Origin of the sequence: Vibrio sp. 05-20-BW147, from assembly GCF_013369385.1 — a bacterium.
Lineage (GTDB): Bacteria > Pseudomonadota > Gammaproteobacteria > Enterobacterales > Vibrionaceae > Vibrio > Vibrio floridensis.
In genome coordinates this window covers 173,125-194,119 of record NZ_SZTO01000004.1, presented here as the reverse complement: position 1 = coordinate 194,119, position 20,995 = coordinate 173,125, and the positions used below count along the sequence as shown (strand labels likewise).

At 42.7% G+C, this 20,995-nt stretch carries 16 protein-coding genes; 14 read left to right on the top strand and 2 right to left on the bottom strand.

Annotated features, from left to right (window positions below):
- Positions 1-105 precede the first annotated feature (105 nt).
- The 12 genes from ihfB to FC652_RS05190 all read left to right on the top strand — a co-directional run bounded on the left by ihfB (position 106) and on the right by FC652_RS05190 (position 16,683).
- Positions 106-387: an integration host factor subunit beta gene (gene ihfB, locus FC652_RS05245; RefSeq protein WP_176297751.1), complete on the top strand. Its 282-nt coding sequence runs from the start codon at positions 106-108 to the stop codon at positions 385-387.
- A 138-nt stretch (positions 388-525) separates the two neighbouring features.
- Positions 526-792 carry a LapA family protein gene (locus FC652_RS05240; protein ID WP_176297750.1) on the top strand — a complete coding sequence of 89 codons (267 nt, stop codon included), beginning with the start codon at positions 526-528 and terminating at the stop codon, positions 790-792.
- A 15-nt stretch (positions 793-807) separates the two neighbouring features.
- Positions 808-1,977, top strand: a complete 1,170-nt coding sequence (lapB, locus tag FC652_RS05235; RefSeq protein ID WP_176297749.1) for a lipopolysaccharide assembly protein LapB — start codon at positions 808-810, stop codon at positions 1,975-1,977.
- Positions 1,978-2,062: 85 nt separating this feature from the next.
- Entirely contained in the window at positions 2,063-2,764 is a 702-nt protein-coding gene (gene pyrF, locus FC652_RS05230) for an orotidine-5'-phosphate decarboxylase (RefSeq protein WP_176297748.1), read from the top strand.
- A 431-nt stretch (positions 2,765-3,195) separates the two neighbouring features.
- Complete coding sequence (locus tag FC652_RS05225) at positions 3,196-4,218, top strand: ABC transporter permease subunit (RefSeq protein ID WP_176297747.1); 1,023 nt, start codon at positions 3,196-3,198, stop codon at positions 4,216-4,218.
- Complete coding sequence (locus tag FC652_RS05220; RefSeq protein WP_176297746.1) at positions 4,218-5,261, top strand: ABC transporter permease; 1,044 nt, start codon at positions 4,218-4,220, stop codon at positions 5,259-5,261. The genes FC652_RS05225 and FC652_RS05220 overlap by 1 nt, the downstream gene beginning before the upstream one ends.
- Before the next feature lie 26 nt (positions 5,262-5,287).
- Complete coding sequence (locus FC652_RS05215; RefSeq protein ID WP_176297745.1) at positions 5,288-7,129, top strand: extracellular solute-binding protein; 1,842 nt, start codon at positions 5,288-5,290, stop codon at positions 7,127-7,129.
- An 18-nt stretch (positions 7,130-7,147) separates the two neighbouring features.
- The gene (locus tag FC652_RS05210; RefSeq protein ID WP_176297744.1) at positions 7,148-8,014 is read left to right on the top strand and encodes an ABC transporter ATP-binding protein; all 867 of its coding nucleotides are present in this window, start codon (positions 7,148-7,150) and stop codon (positions 8,012-8,014) included.
- A gap of 2 nt (positions 8,015-8,016) precedes the next feature.
- Positions 8,017-8,847, top strand: a complete 831-nt coding sequence (locus FC652_RS05205) for an ABC transporter ATP-binding protein (protein ID WP_176297743.1) — start codon at positions 8,017-8,019, stop codon at positions 8,845-8,847.
- Positions 8,848-9,072: 225 nt separating this feature from the next.
- The gene (locus tag FC652_RS05200) at positions 9,073-9,942 is read left to right on the top strand and encodes a hypothetical protein (protein WP_176297742.1); all 870 of its coding nucleotides are present in this window, start codon (positions 9,073-9,075) and stop codon (positions 9,940-9,942) included.
- Between the two features lie 29 nt (positions 9,943-9,971).
- Positions 9,972-14,078: a zinc-dependent metalloprotease gene (locus tag FC652_RS05195; protein ID WP_176297741.1), complete on the top strand. Its 4,107-nt coding sequence runs from the start codon at positions 9,972-9,974 to the stop codon at positions 14,076-14,078.
- Between the two features lie 58 nt (positions 14,079-14,136).
- On the top strand, positions 14,137-16,683 hold the full coding sequence (locus tag FC652_RS05190; RefSeq protein ID WP_176297740.1) for a hypothetical protein: 2,547 nt from the start codon (positions 14,137-14,139) through the stop codon (positions 16,681-16,683).
- A gap of 71 nt (positions 16,684-16,754) precedes the next feature.
- On the opposite strand, the gene FC652_RS05185 is transcribed toward FC652_RS05190, so the two are convergent.
- Together FC652_RS05185 and FC652_RS05180 are read right to left on the bottom strand one after the other, a co-directional pair.
- Entirely contained in the window at positions 16,755-17,528 is a 774-nt protein-coding gene (locus FC652_RS05185; protein WP_176297739.1) for a tRNA isopentenyl-2-thiomethyl-A-37 hydroxylase MiaE, read from the bottom strand.
- 71 nt (positions 17,529-17,599) lie between these two features.
- Complete coding sequence (locus FC652_RS05180) at positions 17,600-18,364, bottom strand: DNA repair protein (RefSeq protein ID WP_176297738.1); 765 nt, start codon at positions 18,362-18,364, stop codon at positions 17,600-17,602.
- 335 nt (positions 18,365-18,699) lie between these two features.
- Between FC652_RS05180 and cysB the strand changes: the two genes are divergently transcribed.
- A complete protein-coding gene (gene cysB / locus FC652_RS05175; protein WP_176297737.1) occupies positions 18,700-19,674 on the top strand; it encodes an HTH-type transcriptional regulator CysB in 975 nt (324 codons plus the stop codon).
- Between the two features lie 58 nt (positions 19,675-19,732).
- Positions 19,733-20,938, top strand: a complete 1,206-nt coding sequence (locus FC652_RS05170; RefSeq protein WP_176297736.1) for a methyltransferase — start codon at positions 19,733-19,735, stop codon at positions 20,936-20,938.
- The last annotated feature ends 57 nt before the right edge of the window (positions 20,939-20,995 follow it).

The window sequence follows — 20,995 nt, the reverse complement described above, 5'->3', positions numbered from 1 at the left end:
TTACATCCAAGTGTCGGATTTTTCACTACAATTGATAGCAAGTATTTGGTGTAATTGATATTACTTACTATAATAAGTGATAAAAATGACTCGAAGAGGGAAACTATGACTAAGTCTGAACTGATTGAAAGGCTCTGCGCTGAACAGACACATCTTTCAGCGAAAGAGATTGAAGATGCTGTCAAAGATATTTTGGAGCACATGGCTTCAACGTTGGAGAGCGGTGATCGTATCGAGATTCGTGGTTTCGGTAGTTTCTCGCTTCATTACCGTGAACCACGTGTAGGCCGTAACCCTAAGACTGGTGATAAAGTGGAGTTAGAGGGTAAACACGTACCGCACTTCAAGCCAGGTAAAGAGCTACGAGAGCGTGTTAATCTAGCTTAAATAGAACGAACATAGGTACAAAAGCGGCATACATAGCGTATGCCGCTTTTTTATGATTAGATACCTGTTATTATCCGTGGTCGTCAGGAAAGTTTTCCTGCATAATTGTATCGGCTGATATCTCTAAGGTGATGACAGATGAAAATTATAAAAATCATTGCTGTAATGGCTCTCTTCCTAATTGCTTTGGCATTAGGCTCGCAAAATCAAGAAATTGTGACGTTCAACTACTTACTGGCTAAAGGTGAGTTTCATCTTTCCACTTTGTTGGGGGGAGTGTTTGTTGCTGGCTTCGCTGTATCGTGGGCAATTTTTGCAAGTATTCAATTTAAGACTCGACTAAAAATTAGAAAACTCAACAAACAACTAAAAAGCCAAAACACACAAGTAAAGAAACAAGCGTAAGGACGAACCGGTTTAATGCTTGAATTACTCTTCTTGTTACTCCCAATTGCGGCTGCATACGGTTGGTACATGGGCCACCGCAGCGCACAGGATGACAAGCAGAAGCACTCCAATCAGATCTCTCAGCAGTATGTGACGGGATTAAACTTGCTTTTATCGGATCAGTCAGATAAAGCCGTTGATCACTTCATCGAACTGCTTCAGGTCGACAACGATACGATTGATACTCATCTAGCGTTAGGTAATCTCTTTCGCTCAAGAGGAGAAGTCGATCGCGCTATTCGCATCCATCAAAATCTCATTTCTCGCTCCCGTTTGACGATTGAGCAAAAGAACATTGCTTTACAACAATTGGCCAAAGACTACATGGTTTCTGGGTTTCTGGACCGGGCTGAAAAAATCTTAGAGCAATTGGTTGAAGAGCCGGAACACCGAGAGGCCGCTTTACAGCAACTAGTCCTGATATATCAACAAACAAGAGAGTGGGATAAAGCCATTCATTATGCGCATTTGTTGGTGAAGACGGGCAAAAAGTCGATCAGGAAAAATATTGCTCATTACTGGTGTGAGCTAGCCATGCTTGATCAAGCAGACGGTAATCAGACAAAAGCAATTAGTCATTTTAAGAAAGCACTACAAGAAGATCCTAAGTGTGTGAGAGCCTCTATCTCATTAGGGCGGATCTACCTTGAGATGGAAGAGTATCACAAGACGATTGAGTATCTAGAAAACGTCTTGGAACAAGACACGGATTATATCAGTGAAGCATTGCCAATCATGGCTGAGTGCTATCACCATCTTGGCCAAGAAGATCAATTGGTTGAGTTTCTAAGGGCTTGTATCAACAAAAAAGCGGGTGTGTCTGCGGAGCTAATGCTAGCTCAGTTAGTTGCTCATCATGAAAGTGTTGGTGCTGCCCAAGAACTACTCACTCGTCAGCTAATAAAGAATCCAACGATGAAAGGCTTCTACCGGCTCATGGATTACCATTTGGCAGAAGCAGAAGAAGGAAGAGCCAAAGAAAGCTTAACCACTCTTCAGGCAATGGTTGGTGAACAATTGAAAGTGAAACCACATTACCGATGTCGTAAATGTGGCTTTTCCACCCATTCTTTATATTGGCATTGTCCATCATGTAAGGGGTGGGGAACCATTAAACCAATCAGAGGATTGGATGGTGAATAATTTTTATGCAGCCGGCAGTTTTTCTGTCCGCTGCATTTTTTTTAGATAAATAAAGTAAAGAAAAAGAAAATCGTTAGGAGATGAAATGATTGACCAAAAAGTAATAGTGGCGTTGGACTATGACAAACAAGTAGACGCGTTGGCTTTTGTTGACAAAATAGATCCAGCTTCATGTCGCCTTAAAGTAGGCAAGGAAATGTTTACGCTCTTTGGTCCAGATTTCGTACGTGAACTGCATAAGCGTGGTTTTTCTGTATTCTTAGATTTAAAGTTTCACGATATCCCGAATACTTGTTCGAAAGCTGTGCGCGCTGCTGCTGAGCTTGGCGTATGGATGGTTAACGTCCATGCAAGCGGGGGAGAGCGTATGATGGCGGCATCTCGAGAAATTCTTGAACCTTACGGCAAAGACCGCCCATTGTTGATCGGTGTTACTGTGCTAACGAGCATGGAGCAAAATGATTTGGCTGGAATCGGATTAAATATCGCTCCTCAAGAGCAAGTGTTGCGCCTTGCCCACCTAACGAAGAACTCGGGGCTCGATGGTGTTGTATGTTCTGCACAAGAAGCATCTTTACTTAAAAGTGAATTAGGAAAAGATTTCAAGTTAGTCACACCGGGCATTAGACCCATTGGCGCTGAGCAAGGGGATCAGCGTCGTATCATGACGCCCGTTAACGCGATAGTTTCAGGAGCAGATTATCTAGTAATTGGCAGACCAATCACACAATCGATGGAACCTGCGGTAGTCCTAGAGGCTATAAATACAAGTCTAAAGTCGTTATAAGGGTTCGTTAGGTGATACTAATGCGGTTGAAAGTGTGAGATTTATCGAAGTTTTAATTAAATCTTACAATTTCCTCACGTTGAATAAAAAAGCACAATTAATGCATATTAATTGTGCTTTTTTTTGAATCAGGATCTAGGTTTTGTTAAATGAGATGCCGCCAAAACTGAACCTATTGACTAGTACATTAGTAATGTAGGGTGTGAACGTGATCAGTTGGTGACTATCTATTCACTATGTAACGTTAATGTAATGGGCATATTAGAATTTTCGAATTTGATATCTGTTCCGCGTTTGGTTTTTAATGCGCAATCAGTCATCGGAATGAGTTGGCTGAAATGACCTAGAATCTTTCACATGGTCACACTTTATTGCAACCGGATTGTTGCAAAGTTCGAATTTGATATGTTACAGCATGGAGCGCATAGTAAGTGTTATCGTATGTCTTTCGGCGTATGGCTTTAATTGTCCCTACGTTTCTTGGTATTACTATCCTCATTTTTGCCATCACACGTTTCGTTCCGGGTGGACCAGTAGAACGCATGTTGGCAAGTATGCATTCAGGTAGCGACACGGCAACAGTGAGCATTGCCGGTAATAACTCTGCACTTTCCGAAGATCAGATGGCGGAGCTGAATGCCTTCTACGGCCTAGACAAACCTATATTTGAAGCTTATTGGAGTTGGTTAACTCGTTTGTTAGTACTCGATTTCGGGGAATCAACTCGTTACTACGAACCCGTCGGAACGATGATCGCTGAACGCTTACCTGTATCGCTGTTTTATGGAGGTATGACGTTTTTCATTAGCTATTTCATTTCCATCCCACTGGGCTATTACAAAGCCATCAGGCATGGAAGCGTTTTCGATTCCGCCTCATCTATCATGATTTTTGTGGGGTACGCACTTCCAGGGTATGTGGTTGGTGTATTTCTGATTACCGTTTTTGCCTATAACCTTGAATGGTTTCCAATGGGTGGTTTTGTTGGTGATGATTTTGACGACTATGAAACCTTCTGGCTTCAGCTTAAAGATATTATGTGGCACGCCGTCTTACCGCTAATTTGTTATTTGATTGGTGATTTTGCGACGTTAACAATGACGATGAAGAATAGCTTAATGGAAAATCTGTCTTCAGATTATATCCGTACTGCAATCTCTAAAGGATTACCCTTTAAAAAAGCGGTAAGAAAGCATGCATTGCAGAACAGTTTAATTCCAATAGCTAGCCATTTTGGTAATTCACTATTATTTTTTATGACGGGTTCTTTTTTAATTGAAGTGATTTTTAATATTAATGGAATCGGCCTGTTGGGCTACGAATCAATTATTGAACGTGATTATCCAGTTGTAATGGGTATTGTCGCTATTAATGCCGTCATGTTAATGGTAGGAAATATTCTTTCAGATCTTTGTGTGGCATTAACTGACCCACGAGTAAGGTTCGGTGCTTAATGTTTACTGTTAGCCCTTTAACTCAAAAGAAAATAAGAGCGTTTAAGGATATTAAACGCGGATACTGGTCTTTTCTTATTCTTGTTACTTTATTGACACTGTCTTTGTTTGCGGAACTGTTGGTGAACAGTAAAGCCTTGATCGTTAAATACCAAGGTAATTGGTACTTTCCAGTGATTAGTGATGTAAGAGCTGGGAATGAATTCGGGTTAGATTACGCAAGTGAAGCTGACTACCGTGTTTTGCAAAAGACTTTCCAAGAAGCTGGAAACGGTGATTTCGTCTTAATGCCGATCGTACCGTGGAACCCCTATGAGCAGGATTTTAGTGGCGATTTTCCACCTACGGCACCAAGCCTAGAATCTAAGCACTATCTAGGCACTGATGTCATTGGTCGCGATATCCTTGCACGTCTCGTTTATGGGTTTAGAACAGCAATGGGTTTTGCTTTGGCAACGATGGCGGTCTCCTATGCAATCGGCACCGTTGTTGGATGTGCTATGGGTTTCTTTGGCGGAAAGTTTGACTTGTTTGTTCAGCGTTTGATCGAAGTATGGTCTATGGTGCCATTCCTCTATGTGATCATGATATTGGTTTCAATCACTCAACCCACCTTTACGCTGTTTGTCGCGATCAACGTTTTATTCGGTTGGATGGGAATGACTTGGTACATGCGAACCATGACCTACAAAGAATCAGCACGAGAGTATGTTTTGGCTGCAAAAGCGTTGGGGGCGTCAACTTGGCGTATTTTAATGCATCATATTTTGCCCAATACCATGGTGATGATTGTGACGCTTGCTCCGTTTACGATTGCAGGAAATATTACCGCTTTGACAGCTTTAGATTATCTAGGGCTCGGGCTAATGCCTCCAACGCCAAGTTGGGGAGAACTATTACAACAAGGTAAATCTAATTTGGATTCTCCGTGGATTGTTTCGTCTGTTGTCGCATCGATTGTTACCGTTTTGGTTATGGTAACCTTCATCGGTGAGGCCATTCGAGCTGCCTTTGATCCAAAGAAATTTACGCGATACGTGTAAGTATCCGTTTCAAGGAAGAAATACAGATGCAACATACCAAATTGACTCTAGCAAGCATTGCGGCTTTGTCCGCGTTAAGTTTCAATGCATTGGCTCAATCGCTGCCAACTGCGCTGCAATGGACAACGAATGCCAATGAACCGCTTTTTGCGTCGAATGACGCGAAACGAGGCGGGACTCTGACCACTTATATGGTTAGTTTTCCACAAACGTTAAGAAGCGTAGGACCCGATGCCAATTCAGGCCTGCGTCATTATTTTATGGACGGTGCACCTAAACTGGCTCAACGTCATCCAAACACTGGTAAGTGGATTCCTCAGTTGGCAGAAGCATGGGCTTTTGATGAGGACAACAAAACCGTTTATTTCAAGCTGGATAAAAACGCAAAATGGTCAGATGGTGAAAAAGTAAGCGCTGACGATTATGTGTTTATGATGAAGTACTACCAATCAAAGGACATTATCGATCCTTGGTATAACGACTTTTTCACGACGAGTATCAAAGAAGTTGTGAAATATGACGATTACACCATTGCTATCAAAACTGCTACTGCTCAAAGCAACGACGCATTGATGGTGTTGATCAATATGCCAAGTAATGGTGTACAACCACGCCCAGAACACTTTTTCAAAGGGACTAAGGACGAAAATAACGACGGGATGCCAGACAACTTCGTTCGGGCGTTCAATTTTAAAGCTGAGCCAACGACAGCAGCCTATTACATGGCCGATGTAGAAAAGGGCAAGCGAGTCACTTTTAAACATGTCGGTGAAGATTGGTGGGGCTATAGTAATCGTTACTACCAACATCGTTACAACGTCGAACGAGTACGGATCAACGTGATCAGAGATCAGGATATTGCCCTCAAGCACTTTGAGAAAGGCAACTTAGACTTCTACGATATGATTTTGCCTGAATTCTGGCATAGCAAAGCAGATTCTGAAGGGTTTGAAAAAGGTTATATCCACAAGTTTTGGGGTTACAACCAAGCACCTCAGGGCGCAGGAGGTCTATGGATCAATACTGCCATGCCGCTACTCGGCGATATTAACGTTCGTAAAGGCATTATGTCTGCGACAGATTATGACGGCATGATTGTCAACATTATGCGTGGAGATTATTCGCGCAAGCCTCACGGTTTAGGGTTTGGTCATGGCCAATATGATAAAGCTGATAATAAAGCACCTGAATTCAATGCAGAAACGGCTATTCAACACTTCGAAAACGCTGGTTTTGATAAAATAGGTGCAGATGGTATTCGCGTGAATAGCAATGGTCAAAGATTGTCGTTTTCGATCACTTATGGCTACCAATCTTGGACACCACGAATCGCCTATCTGAAAGAACAAGCCAAATTAGCCGGTTTAGAGTTCACTCTAAACCTTGTTGATGGTTCCTCTGCATTTAAGTACATCCTCGAGAAAAAACACCAACTTGCCTTCTTGAATATGGGGTCGGGAGAGATACCATCTTATTGGGAGTATTTGCACTCAGATAATGCCAACAAACCTCAGACCAATGCACACACAAACTATAGCAGCCCTGAGCTCGATAGACTGATTGAAGAATACGACGCAGAATTTGCACAAGAGAAACGATTTGCACTGTCTCATCAAATCCAAGATTACGTGTCGGCGGCCAATATCATTGTGCCTGGATACATGGTTCCTTATACCCGTGCAGTACATTGGCGTTGGTTGAAAATGCCAGAAACCCCAATGACTAAGGCAACAGAGAACATCTTCCATCCTATGGATATCGGTAACTTCTGGATTGACGAGGCGGTGAAGAAGGAAACAGAAAAAGCGATGAAATCTGGTAGCACCTTCCCGAAAGTCACGATTGTCGATGAAAGATACAAGATGTAGTTAGTAGGGATTTGGAAGATGAACAACGAAGTAGTTCTCAGCGTTAGAAACTTAGAAACTGAGTTCCAGACAGACGATGGATCCGTGCAAGTGCTTCACGGTGTGAGTTTTGACGTAAAAAAAGGACGTACACTAGGTTTAGTGGGTGAATCTGGATGTGGAAAAAGTGTCACGTCAATGTCGATCATGGGTTTACTTCCCAAACCTTATGGTCGAATTATTGGCGGGCAAATCCTATACCGTGGCAAAGATCTTGTGACTTTAGCAGCGGAAGAAATGTACTCCATGCGTGGTGACCGTATTTCCATCATCTTCCAAGATCCCATGACGGCGCTTAATCCCGTTCACACAGTCGGAAAACAACTGATGGAAGTTCTAAAGCTTCATCGACCAGATTTGGACGGCAGAGCAAGGCGTGAACAGGCTTTGGACATGCTTAAAAAAGTGCGTATTCCGATGCCTGAAAAACGACTGGATGAGTATCCACATAATCTTTCTGGTGGTATGCGACAGCGCGTTATGATCGCGATGGCATTGGCTTGTAAACCGGAAATATTGATCTGTGACGAACCCACAACCGCCCTTGATGTTACTGTACAGGCCTCTATCTTGGAGTTGATCAATGAACTTCAAGAAGAAACGGGTATGGCGGTGATCTTTATCACTCATGACCTTGGTGTTGTGGCAGAAATATGCGATGACGTTGCCGTTATGTACGGCGGTAAGATTGTTGAATATGCAGATGTATTTGAGTTGTTTGACTCACCGAAACATCCTTATACCGAACGCCTCATGGGATTGATGCCAAGCCTTGAACACGAACCAAAACAGCTGATTGAAATCAAGCCGATTGATATTTCCAAATTTCCAGAGTTTCGAGGTTGATTATGGAAGAGATACTCAGAATCGAAGGTCTAAAGCAACATTTTGTTTCAGGAAAAAAATTATTTTCAAAAGGTTATACAGTCAAAGCCGTTGATGGCGTTTCGTTAAGTGTAAAGCGCGGTGAAACGCTAGGCCTTGTTGGAGAGTCAGGCTGTGGTAAAAGCACGTTAGGTCGGACTATCTTAAAATTGTTTGAGCCAACCGATGGGAAAATTTTTTTTGAGGGGCGTGATATTACAAAGCTCTCACCGAAAGGCATGAGACCACTGCGTAAAGAAATGCAAATCGTTTTTCAAGACCCACTCGAATCGCTTAATCAAAGGCATACCATCGGTATGATATTAGAAGAGCCCTTTATTATTCATAAAGTAGGTTCTCCTCAAGAACGTAAAACCTGGGTGTTGGAACTGTTAGAAAAAGTGGGTTTGCCGAGCAATGCGGTTAATCGATACCCACACGAGTTTTCGGGTGGACAGCGTCAACGGATAGGCATCGCGCGAGCCATTGCATTAAAACCCAAATTACTTATTTGTGATGAGTCAGTATCAGCTCTAGATGTTTCAGTCCAAGCACAAATTATTAATTTACTCTTAAAATTGCAACAAGAAATGAATTTGGCAATTATCTTTATATCGCATGACTTATCTGTCGTGAGACAAGTTTCAGATAATGTGGCAGTAATGTATTTTGGTGAAATTGTGGAGTACGGTAAATCCGTCGATATCTACAATGACCCGCAAAATGATTATACGAAAAAGTTACTCTCAGCAATACCGATTACTCATCCCAAATATCGAACGAGAAAAAGAGATTTAGCTCGAAAAATATCATAGTTTGTTACATATAGAGAAAGTGAATCTTTTAGAATTTAATATTATTTTGCTATAAAGTGAGATAACAGTAGATTAACAATAATATGGAATTTAACCGTATGGTAAACGCCTTGCGGTTAATAGGCTTACCAAAAATTTCTGCGAAGGACACGCACAAATTGAGCTTGGTAAACCGTTTAACTTAAGTTTATTTAAATAAACTTAATTCTCATGGAAGTTAACAATATGCAACACACTAAAAAGTGGAGGATTACTCCGCTAGCTATTCTATTAGGTGCATTATTTTCTTCATCATTATATGCAGAGGAAAATAGTGAAACACAAGATAGCTCGCAAGCAGAGTCTACTCAAAACGACGAAAGTGCATCTTGTATTCTTTGCAATGTCGGCGGGTCTTTGTCACTGACTTACGACACAAATATATACGATAAAGATGACTATCGCTCAGTCAGAAGTTTTTCTTGGGGCGGCAGCTTAAACTACAAACTGACAGATAAAACCAGAGCCTTTTTTTCAAGTGGTGGATACAGGACGCTAGAAGACAAAACCGGTGATTACATTACCGATTCTGTAGTGGGCGTAAACTATTCCAACCTATTCACTTTTGGTGATACTGGACGAGTCAGTTTAAGTGGCCAATTTACGATTCCTACTTCTGAAACTTCTCAAAAAGACGAACTGAATACTGCTTTCCGTTTGGCAGTACCCGTCAGTTTTAAAATTTGGGATGTCAATTTCAACGTATCTCCTCGCTTAAGAAAGAATTTCCACGAATATAAGACGATTGCTGGCAGGTCGCTAACCGAGTGGACTTACTCACTCTCCAGTAGTGCAAGCATGTCTTGGGGTTCTTTTTCTACAGGTATTTCGATGCTGGGTGGCAACACCATCAGCTATCAAGGGACACGACGTTCAAGTTGGACATATGGTGGCTCCATTTATGGCAGTTATACGATCAACGACCAATGGTCTGCCTCTCTGAGTGCTTCGTCCTCGGGTGTTTATCAGGATGCAGAGCGCGGTACGTTAGGCAATATCGATCTATTTGACCAAGATAAAGCCTCATATTCAGCAACAGTTACATTTTCCTTCTAGGAAGCAACAAATAAAAAAAGGAAACAAACATGGCATTTAGGAAAGTGGTTTTAGCATCGGCTATAGCTTTCGCTTTGGCGGGCTGTGGTGCAGATGACCAAGCATACGATTACTTGGATAAAGACAGTAATCAGACAACGATAGCAAATATTACTTCTAACGCACCGGTTAAAATTCCAGCTGCGAATGAAAGAGATGCATATGAAATCCCGCTAGATGGCATCTGGATATTCCAGCAGACGCTAGGGGATGTATCGAGAACGTCAGGTACAACACCTTATTTATATGATTTCATCAATGACGAGCGCTTAGTCCAACTAAAACTTACAAAAGATGGCTTGATGGGCGACTTGGTTGAAGGCGATATTGCTTTCGAAGGTGAAGTGACTCGTTTCGAACAACGCCAGAACGTTAGTCGCAGACTGTTTAGTCTTGGTGGCGCATATGAAGCTTACGAATGTGCGGAAGACTCCTACGGCGACTGCACCAACAAAGAAACGAAAGTTTCCGATCCCGATGTTCGTTGGTGGCAGAAAACTCACTTCACCCCAGATTTCGAAAAAGTGTCCATTGATGACGCTCAACGTATTTTCAAGTTCTATTTGAAGGACAAAGAAGAAACGACCGTTACCCATGTAGAGTTCGACCCGAAAGGCGGTGTTATTAACATTGAGTATGAGCACAACTTAATTGGTCGAAATGGGCAGCCAGAAACCGTAACTGAGTTCTTCTCATTGGTGCGTCTAGACGTTGTCGCGTCAAAGGGCTACCAACCAATTCACTACGATCTTCCAGAACATCACAAATTTGGCTTCTTTAAGACTGCGTATGAGAAGCTGGATCCAAACTACATTGAAAACCAACAGGGTTATGAAGGTTACTTAGTTAACCGATTTGACCCTCGAAAAGAGAAAATTGAGTATCACCTGAGTGATGAGTTCTTCCGCAAAGACGCGAATGGCAATTTAGTTAACAAAGTTTGGCTAGATGCAACAGTCAAAGGCTTTGAGTATATGAACAAGAGTTTAGCGGACAAATTCTCGCCAAACGGAAGATTAGTCCCTGAACTGGTTTTGATAAATAAGGATGCAACCGAGCCGAGCAACGTTAAAGTAGGTGATATTCGTACCAACGTTATTCACATTATCCCTGAAGCAAGCGAAGCAGGCTTATTGGGCTTTGGCCCAAGCACGTCAAACCCACTGACTGGCGAAATTTTAAGTGCATATACCATTATGTATCCAGGTGTTGCACAAATGGGTGTTGGTACGGCTTGGGATGAGTTAGTTGAACTCTATAATAAAAAAGAGTTAGCTACTCCATATGATGTACAGCCTTACGGTTTGGGCTCATCGGCTGCCTTAAATCGAGACGAAAGATTTGTCGATCTGTCGAAAAATACCATAGTTGGTCAACCAGAAACCGTTCAAGAACTGCAACAAAGCATTTCTAAAGTGCAAGAGCAGTTCAGCGAGGTCGTTTCAGAAGAAAACTCCGTACAGGAAGCTGATATTCTCGGTAAGCAAACTGAACTAGAAATGATGATGGCGAACAACATGTTCCCTGCGGAGTTTTCTGGTGTTTCAGCTAGCATGGTTGCGAACAAAACCGACATCACCGAACTGGACTTCTTCGAAGAAGGCATGTTTGTCGACAGCACCCTACCGGAAGATGCGCTTACTCTGAAAACTTGGGATGAATTGAACTTGGCACAGCGTGCTAAAGTTAGCCTAGCGTTTTCTACCCATCAGTACCTGACCACTCTAGTGCATGAGGTTGGCCATAACCTTGGTCTTCGCCATAACTTTAAAGGTTCTTTCGATGGTGATAACTTTTTCACGGAAGCACAGGCGCGATCGCTGGATTTAAAAGGCGTTTCAGCGACCTCATCAATCATGGACTACACACCATCAGAAATTGGCGTACACCCAGCCTTTGGTTTGTATGACCGCGCAGCGCTTCGTTTTGCCTATCAGCGTAAGGTAGCGGTGCATCCAAAAGTAGACGCGGATGCCCAAACAAAAGAAGAGATTCTTGCGGTGAAGCGTGATGAATCACAAGTTCAGTTTGTTGATCTGGCTAAAAAGGATGCAGCGAAGCGTCTTGATATGTCACAACCCTCTGCTCTGGCTAGCCTTGATTTAGGTTATGATCTGCAATCGCAAGGTCTACAGCTAAAAGAGTACGGTTACTGTACTGATGGTCGCGGCCGCAATACTACTGAGACAGGCTGTTTAGTTTTTGATGAAGGAACAAGTGTTGAGGCGATTACAGATGCTTACATTGAACGTTACGACTCTCGCTCTGAGGTCGTCAATGCCCGTCGCAATCGCGTAGAGTTCAACGAAAACAAACGTTATATAAACAAGCTCTTTAGCACTTGGAACACATTCGGCAGAATGAACATGGTCGTGGATGACTACTACCAAGCCTATTTCACTGGAAACTACAAAACACCTGCTGAAGCGTGTTTGGATGTCAGTACTGCCGCTAAGCAAGAAGCCTGTGATGTAACCAGAGCTGCTTACAAGCAAGCTTATTTCTACCTAGATATTCTGAAGACACCTGAAAAGCAGTGTATTTTGGATATGAAGCAAGAGCTAAGACAGCCAGATGGTACGTACAAGCAAGACTGGGCGGGTAACTCTCCTTGGTCGTTAGCAAATACCAACTGGTTAGCAGGCCAAGTGGCAGGCGAAGCTTACACTTCTAAGTTCCACCTTCCTACGTCTTGTTTTGATCAAGATTTGAAAGAGGCGATCGAAAGCGGTTACCGTTATTGGACAAGTTCATCGACGGGTAAATCTTACCGTTTCACCCATCGTGTTATCGCAGAATCGAAACACGGTGACTTCTTGAACAAAGTAACGTTTAGTAACCGTGCAAGTGAAGAAAACGCTTCTTATATTGGTTACGAAGCGGAACACTTAGGTATTTGGATGGATAAACTTCTAGCAATCGAGAGCTTGTTCCAGCCTTCTGGTCTACGTGGGGTTGACTTTGCTTTGATTGATCTGCCAGGGGTTCGTGAAGAAGTGAAAGATTTGATCGATCACTGGGCGCTTGGTAAACCGCTACCAGCCGCTTCTGCACAAGCGATTGAGTTTGGCAACGTTAATGAACCATATCTATTTGTTGACGCAAATGGCAATGAAGTACCAGGAATCAGCTACGATCCAGAATGGAAGTCAACGGAAATTCGTGCAACACCAAACCGACTGTCTTGGCTGCTGAATCGTTGGTATGGTACTAACCGCAATGGTGGTACTGCTACAGCAAAAGCCTATTTACAATCGATTTACAAGTTCGACAGTTTCCGTACAGATACTTATAAGCCTGAAGCGTTTGAAATGGGCCGTTATATCTCTATGGTAATAGACGATCTTCCACGTGCAACTCATTCGATTGAAATATTAGGCAGAAATTACTACGCCAATGAATCAAATGGTCTAGCTGTACAAATGATTGAAGAGATCAAAAAGTCGGATATTTTTGTCATCTCTCAGTACAGCCGTTCAGAACTGAATAGCCATTTAGCTGAACGCGACAATATTCTAGGGAACTTAATTGGTTCGGCTGCAGTGGCTACAACCAACGACGCTGCTTTGCAAAATGCTCTAGCTACCGATCCTTCGGTAACTTCGCTGCGCACTGGCAAAACAGGAACTGCGAAATGGGTTTCTGCGTTGAAGTCGCAGTTTGAAGCGTCATATCCAGGTTTCCTAAGTCTTGGTCATTTGTGGGGAGCGCGTGACAGCCTGATCGCTTCTGGCGATATGGTTTGGACAGGACAATGTTATGCTCTGGATGATTTGGGTTGTATGTTTACTAATGACCAGAATGTATCTGGTAACTGGTACAACACTGCTGTGCCACCATCACTAGCGTTTGATGGACTTTGGAAGTCAAATAATGCACTAGCGCTTGTTACTCCAGCCTACTTAATGAACTACGATGCAGACGTCGCCTCTTTGGACGCCATATTCCGCGTTTCTGGAAAATCGATCACCGATTATCTAGACAGAAGTTTTGGCAACGAAAAACTGCGTAGGGAAGCAATTGAAGAAGCCGGTTTGACCAACTTAGTTGTTTTAGACCCTGATTCATCTACTTCCGTTAACATTCTAGTATTTTAAGTGACTAATAATACCGTATGGGGATTCATCCCCATACGTGATTTGCATGGAGCAAACAATGAATAAGAAAATTTTATCCACGATCATTCCTGCAATGTTACTTGCGGGCTGCAGTACAGAAGAAAATGTTGCCAATACAACAACCGGATCATCTACCAGTGTAGTAGCATCATCGCAAGCAGGTGAAAATGCTATCATCACACGTTTCATTAATGCTAACGTTTATGCTGACAGAAACCAAGATGGTTTCCCGTCTGAAAGTGAACTTCTTGGAACAACGAATGCAGAGGGGCAGTTCCTTGTCGATAATGAGCTGAAGCAATACCCACTGCTGCTTCAGGCTGTCGCCTATCAAACTAAGTCCGTTACAAAACCTGACGAGGTCCTTATAAAAAGCGCTTTGTTTGAAGCATCGTCAAGTAACGCATTTGTATCATCTCTAACCACGATTCTAGTGGATGAAGCTAGAAAGTTAGCATCGCGCGATGGAACTACAATCGCTGAACAACTCCCAGTTGTTGAACAACAAGTGATTGATGTTCTATCCAGAATCAACGACGCTCCAAAGAATGTACTGGATGTAAACTACTTCAACGCAGAGACTGTGGGAGAGCAACGCTTAGCTATTGTTGCTAAGTCACTGAACAACGCATTTTTTGAAGGTCATCGTGGATGGGGAATCGATTTACTTAGTGAGTTTGTCGATGCAGTCAATACGTTGTCTGAAGAGCAGCTTGCCAACAGTCACAGCTATATTAAGGCGAAGGTGAAAAACTTAGGTGAAGGCTTGGGCTATGTAGAAACCGTTGAACTTGCAACGGAATATCATGTTGCACCTTTGTTTAAGTCAGCAATTGAAAGCTATCTATCGTCTTTTAACTTGAAGCAAGGCACTAGCATTGAGGTGACAGAAGTTCGTTCATTGTTGAACTTTATCGCAAGTCTAGCCGATACCCATGTTGAAGTGGTTGATGGCAGAGGAAATGCCATTCAAAACATCGCGGGTCTTTCGATAGCAGTGACTCGTGAAGTTGCGGGTGAAGTAAATCCAGTAGACTCTTCTAAGTTTCAAGAGGATAAGTTGGAGCTTGCGATGACTGGCATGCCTTCCATTCCGGGTATGCACCAGTTTTTTGTAAAAGTGACCAACAAAACCACAGGTGAATATGTGGTGGTGCCATATCAGTTAGAAGTGGCAACTAAATATGAACAGATTGAACGCTCAGCATCGTTTGATTCTGGTATTGCGGCTCTAGCGGCTAAGTTCCCATCACAAATGAAATCAAATGAAACACATATTGTTGATGTGACTCCAGAGGAGCTAAAAAACCTGTTTAATGTGCCCCAAGGGACTGACCTACAAGTAACTTTGACTGGTGATCAACCATTCATCTGGACACAGAAGAAGAACATTCCCGATCTTGCGAACGCGATTGCGGTTGATCAAAATCTGACCGAGCAAGAAAAAACAGCGGAGTCAGACAAATGGGTTGCCTATATTCAAACGGGTGATGTTGGTGGCGTTATTGGTTTAGAGGTTGTAGCTAGCTATTCAGTGAACGAACAAGAAACTCCAGTGATCGCATCTGCGCTTGAAGAACAGGTCACTAGAGTTTTTGTTTATGGTTCTGAGAATGATTCAACAGAGCAAGCGTTAGTCGGTAAAACGTTCCTAGTTGATGGGGGCCTTTTCTCTCCAACACCGGAAAACTATAAGTCATGTTCATTAGTTTCCTTTAACGATGGAATTATTTTTGCGTCTCAGCTAGAACAGTCAACATACGAACAATGTGATATCGGCGCTTCATTGCGAAAAGTCGGCACTTATACAAAAGATTACAATGGCTTGATTGCTACCATTGCTGATAAAACCTATCACTTTTCAGCTGTCTCTTTAACAACTTCTGTTCAAGTAGATAACGGCGTAGGTGGGACAGATACCGTGGCGCAGCCAACGGGTGATGTTGCTTTGGTACGTATCGCTGCAGACAATTTGCTTGACAGGCATCGTGTTGTATTAACTGATGTCGATAGCATTGAGGTTAAAGATCCATACTCTGATTTTAATTCAGCAGCGACTGCGAAATTCTTTGCTAGCTCAGCGCTATTCCCAGCAATGGCTAAGCCGAAATCTCCAAGCGGTAACTATTTCGTTGTAGGAAGTGAAGATATTTGGGAAAACAGAGATATGAGCGCTTCTGCGTTTTATACTTTGAGCCCTGAACCTAAGCTGACTGTGCAGTTATCTGAGAGTTGTCCGAGCTTACGTCTAGATAGCTATGGCACATATATACAATCGCCGATCTTGTCAAGCGGTGCGTACTCTAACACAGGGGAGAAAGTAACAGCGTTTAGTGTAGTTAATGGTGAAAATGAAAACTCCTGTACATTTAGCTACGATTTGAATAGCGTGTCTCCAGCGTTTTTAACACCTGATGGTTATTTTGATTTGGTCATCCAAAAACAGCCAAAATCAAATTACTTTGAGTGGACTCAAGCTAATAGGGAAGGGTCAACTAGTGTATATCGATCAAACGCGATGAACTACACTCAAACCATTAAGTTACGTGTTTACCCAACTAAACCTGTGGTTTCTGCTCCTTAATGGTAATTTCACATGCAAATCAAAGCCCGCTTACCTGCGGGCTTTTTACTTGTTAATCAGTAAGTAATTTTTCAGCGTGTAGGCACGCCACTGTGAAACTTAAAGTCACTGTCTTTTGAGCAAATCAGCTGAGCTTCAATTTGACCGAAAAAGGCAACTCGCTCGCTGATATCTTTGCCAGCGATCTGCTCTGCGAGAGTGAGGTAATCTTGGTAATGACGAGCCTCTGAGCGCAGTAGAGAAACGTAGAACTTGGCAATATCATCATCCATGTGAGGGGCAAGTTTAGCGAAGCGTTCACAAGAGCGCGCCTCAATATACCCACCAATAATAAGTTTATCGATCAGTGTTTCAGGCTCATGTGTTTTCATGTGTGAAAGCAGACCTTTTGCGTAACGGCTTGCGGTCACATTTTCGTATTCAATCCCTCTGGCACACATGATTTCCAGAACTTGGTAAAAGTGGTGTAGTTCCTCTTTAATGAGTAAGACCATTTTATCAATGAGCTCTTGGCTATAAGGTGAGTCTGACTTAGCCATAATGGCTTTAGAAATGTTACTTTTGCCTTTTAGTGTTTCAATGGAGCCAATTCCACGATAGGCAAAATTTTCGTATGGCTTAAACCAATCGAGTAGGGTATGCGAGCTTTCTTTATCCACCGCATATTTACGGATCAAATACATAGCCGATTGCCCAGCCTTCAGCTCACAAAGCAAATGATCTATCAAGATGGTGGGAAGATTTTCTGGTTTTTTGGCCTCCTCGACCCATTCACTAGGTGTTTCACATTGTAGAAAATGGTTAATAGGGTCAAGGAGACCTTGGTACGCTTCGAGAGACATCATAAATCAGTTTAACTAGTGATGAAAAAAGGCCGCGTTGGCGACCTTTGTAAAGAGAATCGTTGTGGGGAATCTTACCACTTTTTCTTATCGCCGAAGAGTGCATCCATATCGTTGTTACGCTCTTTTTCTTCCATTTGCTGCAACTCTACCGCATTTTTATCAGAACGTTTACGGTCTAATTCATTGAGCATAGTTTCCAACTTTTCTTTGGCTTGTATTGAGTATGCATCGTTTTTAGTGCTTAACACATCAATGCCTTTGCGTAATAGTTGAACCGCTGTACCGGCTTGACCTCTCGCAATAGAGTCGTGTGCGCGTTTAATGACGTTTTCGATGTTAATACGAATTTGAATGGTTTCAAGACGAGCGTTTTCCTCAACATATGCTTGAGTATCAAAACGACCTTTGTTGTGCTCGTTGCGAATGGTATCTCTCAATCGTTTCACAAGTTTCAACATGACGATGGCTTGTTTGTCGCTGCTAGGTACCTTAAATGCAGCACTTTCCCCACCTTGAAAGTTATTTTTGAGATGATCTATTTGCTGTTTCATCGCTTCGACACGCTGTGCAAGTTGCTTACTTTTGGGATCAAGTGAAGCCATGTTTTCTAGCGCATCTAAAATGCGGTTATTTAAGCAGACTAAAAGGTCCTTGCTATAAGGTAAGTGATGAGCATGCCCGATCAACTCTTCGGTTGCATCAATAATGGCAACATAGCGGGCTGATTCTTGTCTTTTCGCAGTTTCAGCCTTGACCTTGTATTGCAACATAACGTTGTAACCAATAACAAGGACCAGTAAAACGGCGACCAGAACGATGATTAAACCAATATTCATATCTGTGTTGTCTGCTTCAAAGAGTAACGGCTAACGACAAAGGATACACGATTCTAATGATGGCATGTACCTATTAATCATATTCTTAGTGATTATTACTGTTATGAAAAGCTTTCATCATCAAAAGTTGTTACGCCTCTCAAAGAATGCGGGGTGGATTACAAAATCCAAGAGTCCAAAAACTCTTTGCAGCCTCAACCAAATGAAAGACGCGATTTCTCTGTTCATTTCAGTTTTTACACGTTATAACTAATAATTATATTTGAGAACTGAGTTTGCGCGAATTTTACTTTTATGTGTAGGATTTGTTATTAGTAACGGAGTACGAGGCCAATATGAAACTGCAGCAACTGAAGTATATTGTTGAGGTTGTAAATCATAATTTAAACGTGTCTGCCACCGCGGAAAGTTTGTATACCTCCCAGCCAGGGATTAGTAAGCAAGTCCGATTACTTGAAGATGAGTTGGGTATTCAAATTTTTGAGCGTAGTGGTAAGCATCTGACGCAAGTGACCAAAGCGGGTGAGGATATCGTGCGGATTTCGCAAGAAATTCTTTCTCGAGTTGAGAGCATTAAAGCCGTTGCTGGTGAGTACACCAATCCTGAAATGGGAACGCTGAACATTTCAACCACCCATACCCAAGCTCGTTATGCGTTGCCTGATGTGATCAAAGGCTTCGTCAAGCGCTACCCGAAGGTATCCTTGCACATGCACCAAGGAACACCAAGCCAAATGTCTGAAGCGATTGCGAAAGGAACGGCAAATTTCGCGATAGCAACTGAAGCTCTTCATTTATATCAAGATGCGATTATGTTGCCTTGTTACCATTGGAATCGTTCGATTGTTGTACCTAAAGATCACCCATTGGCAAAGAAAGAAAAAGTGACTATTCAAGATTTGGCTTCTTATCCATTAGTGACTTATGTATTTGGATTTACTGGGCGATCTGAGTTAGACACCGCGTTCAATCGCGTTGGATTAACGCCGAGAGTGGTGTTTACAGCAACCGATGCGGATGTCATCAAAACCTATGTACGCATGGGTATTGGCGTCGGTGTGATTGCCAGTATGGCGGTGGACAAAGAGCAGGATAAAGATCTGGTATCGATAGACGCAAGCCATCTATTTGGGGCGAGTACTACCAGTATCGGCTTCCGCCGAGGAACATTTTTACGCTCCTATATGTTCGATTTCATGGAGCGATTTGCCCCTCATTTAACTCGCCCGGTAGTTGAGCAAGCGATTTCTCTTAAATCGAATGTAGAAATTGAAGAGATGTTTAAAGACATTGTCCTGCCTGTCCGTTAAATCCCTTTTCACACACTCTTGTTCCCCCTAGAATAGCGACGCGATTTTAGGGGGAAACATGCAAAACCAATTTCTGTTGCTTGATGAATGGCTTACCGGGCAAGAAAGACTCTGGCGTTTTGAGCCGTTTCATCAGAGTTTGCACAGTAAACTTCCTTGGTTCGAAACGCACCCTGAGATGTGCGCTTGGTTGGAATCACTCACTCAACAAGAACTGTCACATTACAAATCCGATACTTCTAGCTTGGTTGAACAGCTAAGTCGATTTATTCCAGGCAGCGAAGCTGTACTTGCGGCGATTTCTCTTGCACCATCCCCGACTGCCAACATTGGCTTAGATAAACGTTTAGATATTGGAATTCCTGGTCGAAAGCTTAAGCAAATTGAAGCAATGGGTTCGTATAGCTTGGCATTTCATTATGGAAAAGAGTGGTTGGAATGGTGTTCTGGAAAGGGGTATCTAGGACGTGTTTTGGCATCCCAAACGGGTCAGCGTGTTACGAGTTTTGAGTTTCAATCATCTCTATGTGAAAGTGGCCAATCCGAGGCAAATGCGCTGAACTTGCCGATACATTTTGTCCAAGGTGATGCTTTGCAACCGACAGCTAAACAGTATTTTAAAGCCGAGCAGCATGCGGTAGCGCTGCATGCGTGTGGAGACTTACATGTTCGCTTGATGCAGTATGGTTGTGAAAAGCGATTGGCCGCAATTACCCTGGCGCCATGTTGTTATCATTTGGTTCAGAATTCGTCATACCAAGCTATGTCGACCATGGCAAAAGGCTCTACTTTGAAGTTGAGTCGAAGTGAACTGAGAATCCCGCTTCAACAGACGGTGACTGGCGGTCATCGGGTTCAGCGCCATCGTGAGTTAGAAATGACATATCGTCTTGGTTTGGATCTGTTGCTTCGTCATGAGTGTGGCTTGCAAGAATATATGCCTGTGCCGAGCATCAAAAAGTCGCAACTTTCTCTCGGTTTTGAAGCTTTTTGTCAATGGGCGGCTGAAGTTAAGGGTTTTCATTTGCCTAAGGTAAGTTTTGCCCAATATGAGAAAAGCGGTGTAGAACGTTTTTGGCGTATGGAAGCGTTGAGCTTGGTGCAGCAAGTTTTTCAACGCGCGCTCGAAATGTGGTTGATCTATGATAAGGCAATGTATCTGCAAGAGCAGGGGTACGATGTGTCATTATGTGAGTTTTGTGAGCGGGATATTACTCCAAGAAACATTATTATCCATGCCTCTCGAAGTAAAAAGCCCCAATAAATGTATGTGTGGCAGTAATATATCTAGACTTTGTAGTTATAATTTAGAACTTGCTGT

What these genes read in the sequence shown, in the direction of transcription:
- FC652_RS05190 (WP_176297740.1), top strand. Translation starts at nt 14,137, where the DNA reads ATGAATAAGAAAATTTTATCCACGATCATTCCTGCAATGTTACTTGCG.
- ihfB (WP_176297751.1), top strand. Translation starts at nt 106, where the DNA reads ATGACTAAGTCTGAACTGATTGAAAGGCTCTGCGCTGAACAGACACAT.
- pyrF (WP_176297748.1), top strand. Translation starts at nt 2,063, where the DNA reads ATGATTGACCAAAAAGTAATAGTGGCGTTGGACTATGACAAACAAGTA.
- FC652_RS05215 (WP_176297745.1), top strand. Translation starts at nt 5,288, where the DNA reads ATGCAACATACCAAATTGACTCTAGCAAGCATTGCGGCTTTGTCCGCG.
- FC652_RS05205 (WP_176297743.1), top strand. Translation starts at nt 8,017, where the DNA reads ATGGAAGAGATACTCAGAATCGAAGGTCTAAAGCAACATTTTGTTTCA.
- FC652_RS05210 (WP_176297744.1), top strand. Translation starts at nt 7,148, where the DNA reads ATGAACAACGAAGTAGTTCTCAGCGTTAGAAACTTAGAAACTGAGTTC.
- FC652_RS05185 (WP_176297739.1), bottom strand. Translation starts at nt 17,528, where the DNA reads ATGATGTCTCTCGAAGCGTACCAAGGTCTCCTTGACCCTATTAACCAT.
- FC652_RS05220 (WP_176297746.1), top strand. Translation starts at nt 4,218, where the DNA reads ATGTTTACTGTTAGCCCTTTAACTCAAAAGAAAATAAGAGCGTTTAAG.
- lapB (WP_176297749.1), top strand. Translation starts at nt 808, where the DNA reads ATGCTTGAATTACTCTTCTTGTTACTCCCAATTGCGGCTGCATACGGT.
- FC652_RS05200 (WP_176297742.1), top strand. Translation starts at nt 9,073, where the DNA reads ATGCAACACACTAAAAAGTGGAGGATTACTCCGCTAGCTATTCTATTA.
- FC652_RS05180 (WP_176297738.1), bottom strand. Translation starts at nt 18,364, where the DNA reads ATGAATATTGGTTTAATCATCGTTCTGGTCGCCGTTTTACTGGTCCTT.
- FC652_RS05195 (WP_176297741.1), top strand. Translation starts at nt 9,972, where the DNA reads ATGGCATTTAGGAAAGTGGTTTTAGCATCGGCTATAGCTTTCGCTTTG.
- FC652_RS05240 (WP_176297750.1), top strand. Translation starts at nt 526, where the DNA reads ATGAAAATTATAAAAATCATTGCTGTAATGGCTCTCTTCCTAATTGCT.
- FC652_RS05170 (WP_176297736.1), top strand. Translation starts at nt 19,733, where the DNA reads ATGCAAAACCAATTTCTGTTGCTTGATGAATGGCTTACCGGGCAAGAA.
- cysB (WP_176297737.1), top strand. Translation starts at nt 18,700, where the DNA reads ATGAAACTGCAGCAACTGAAGTATATTGTTGAGGTTGTAAATCATAAT.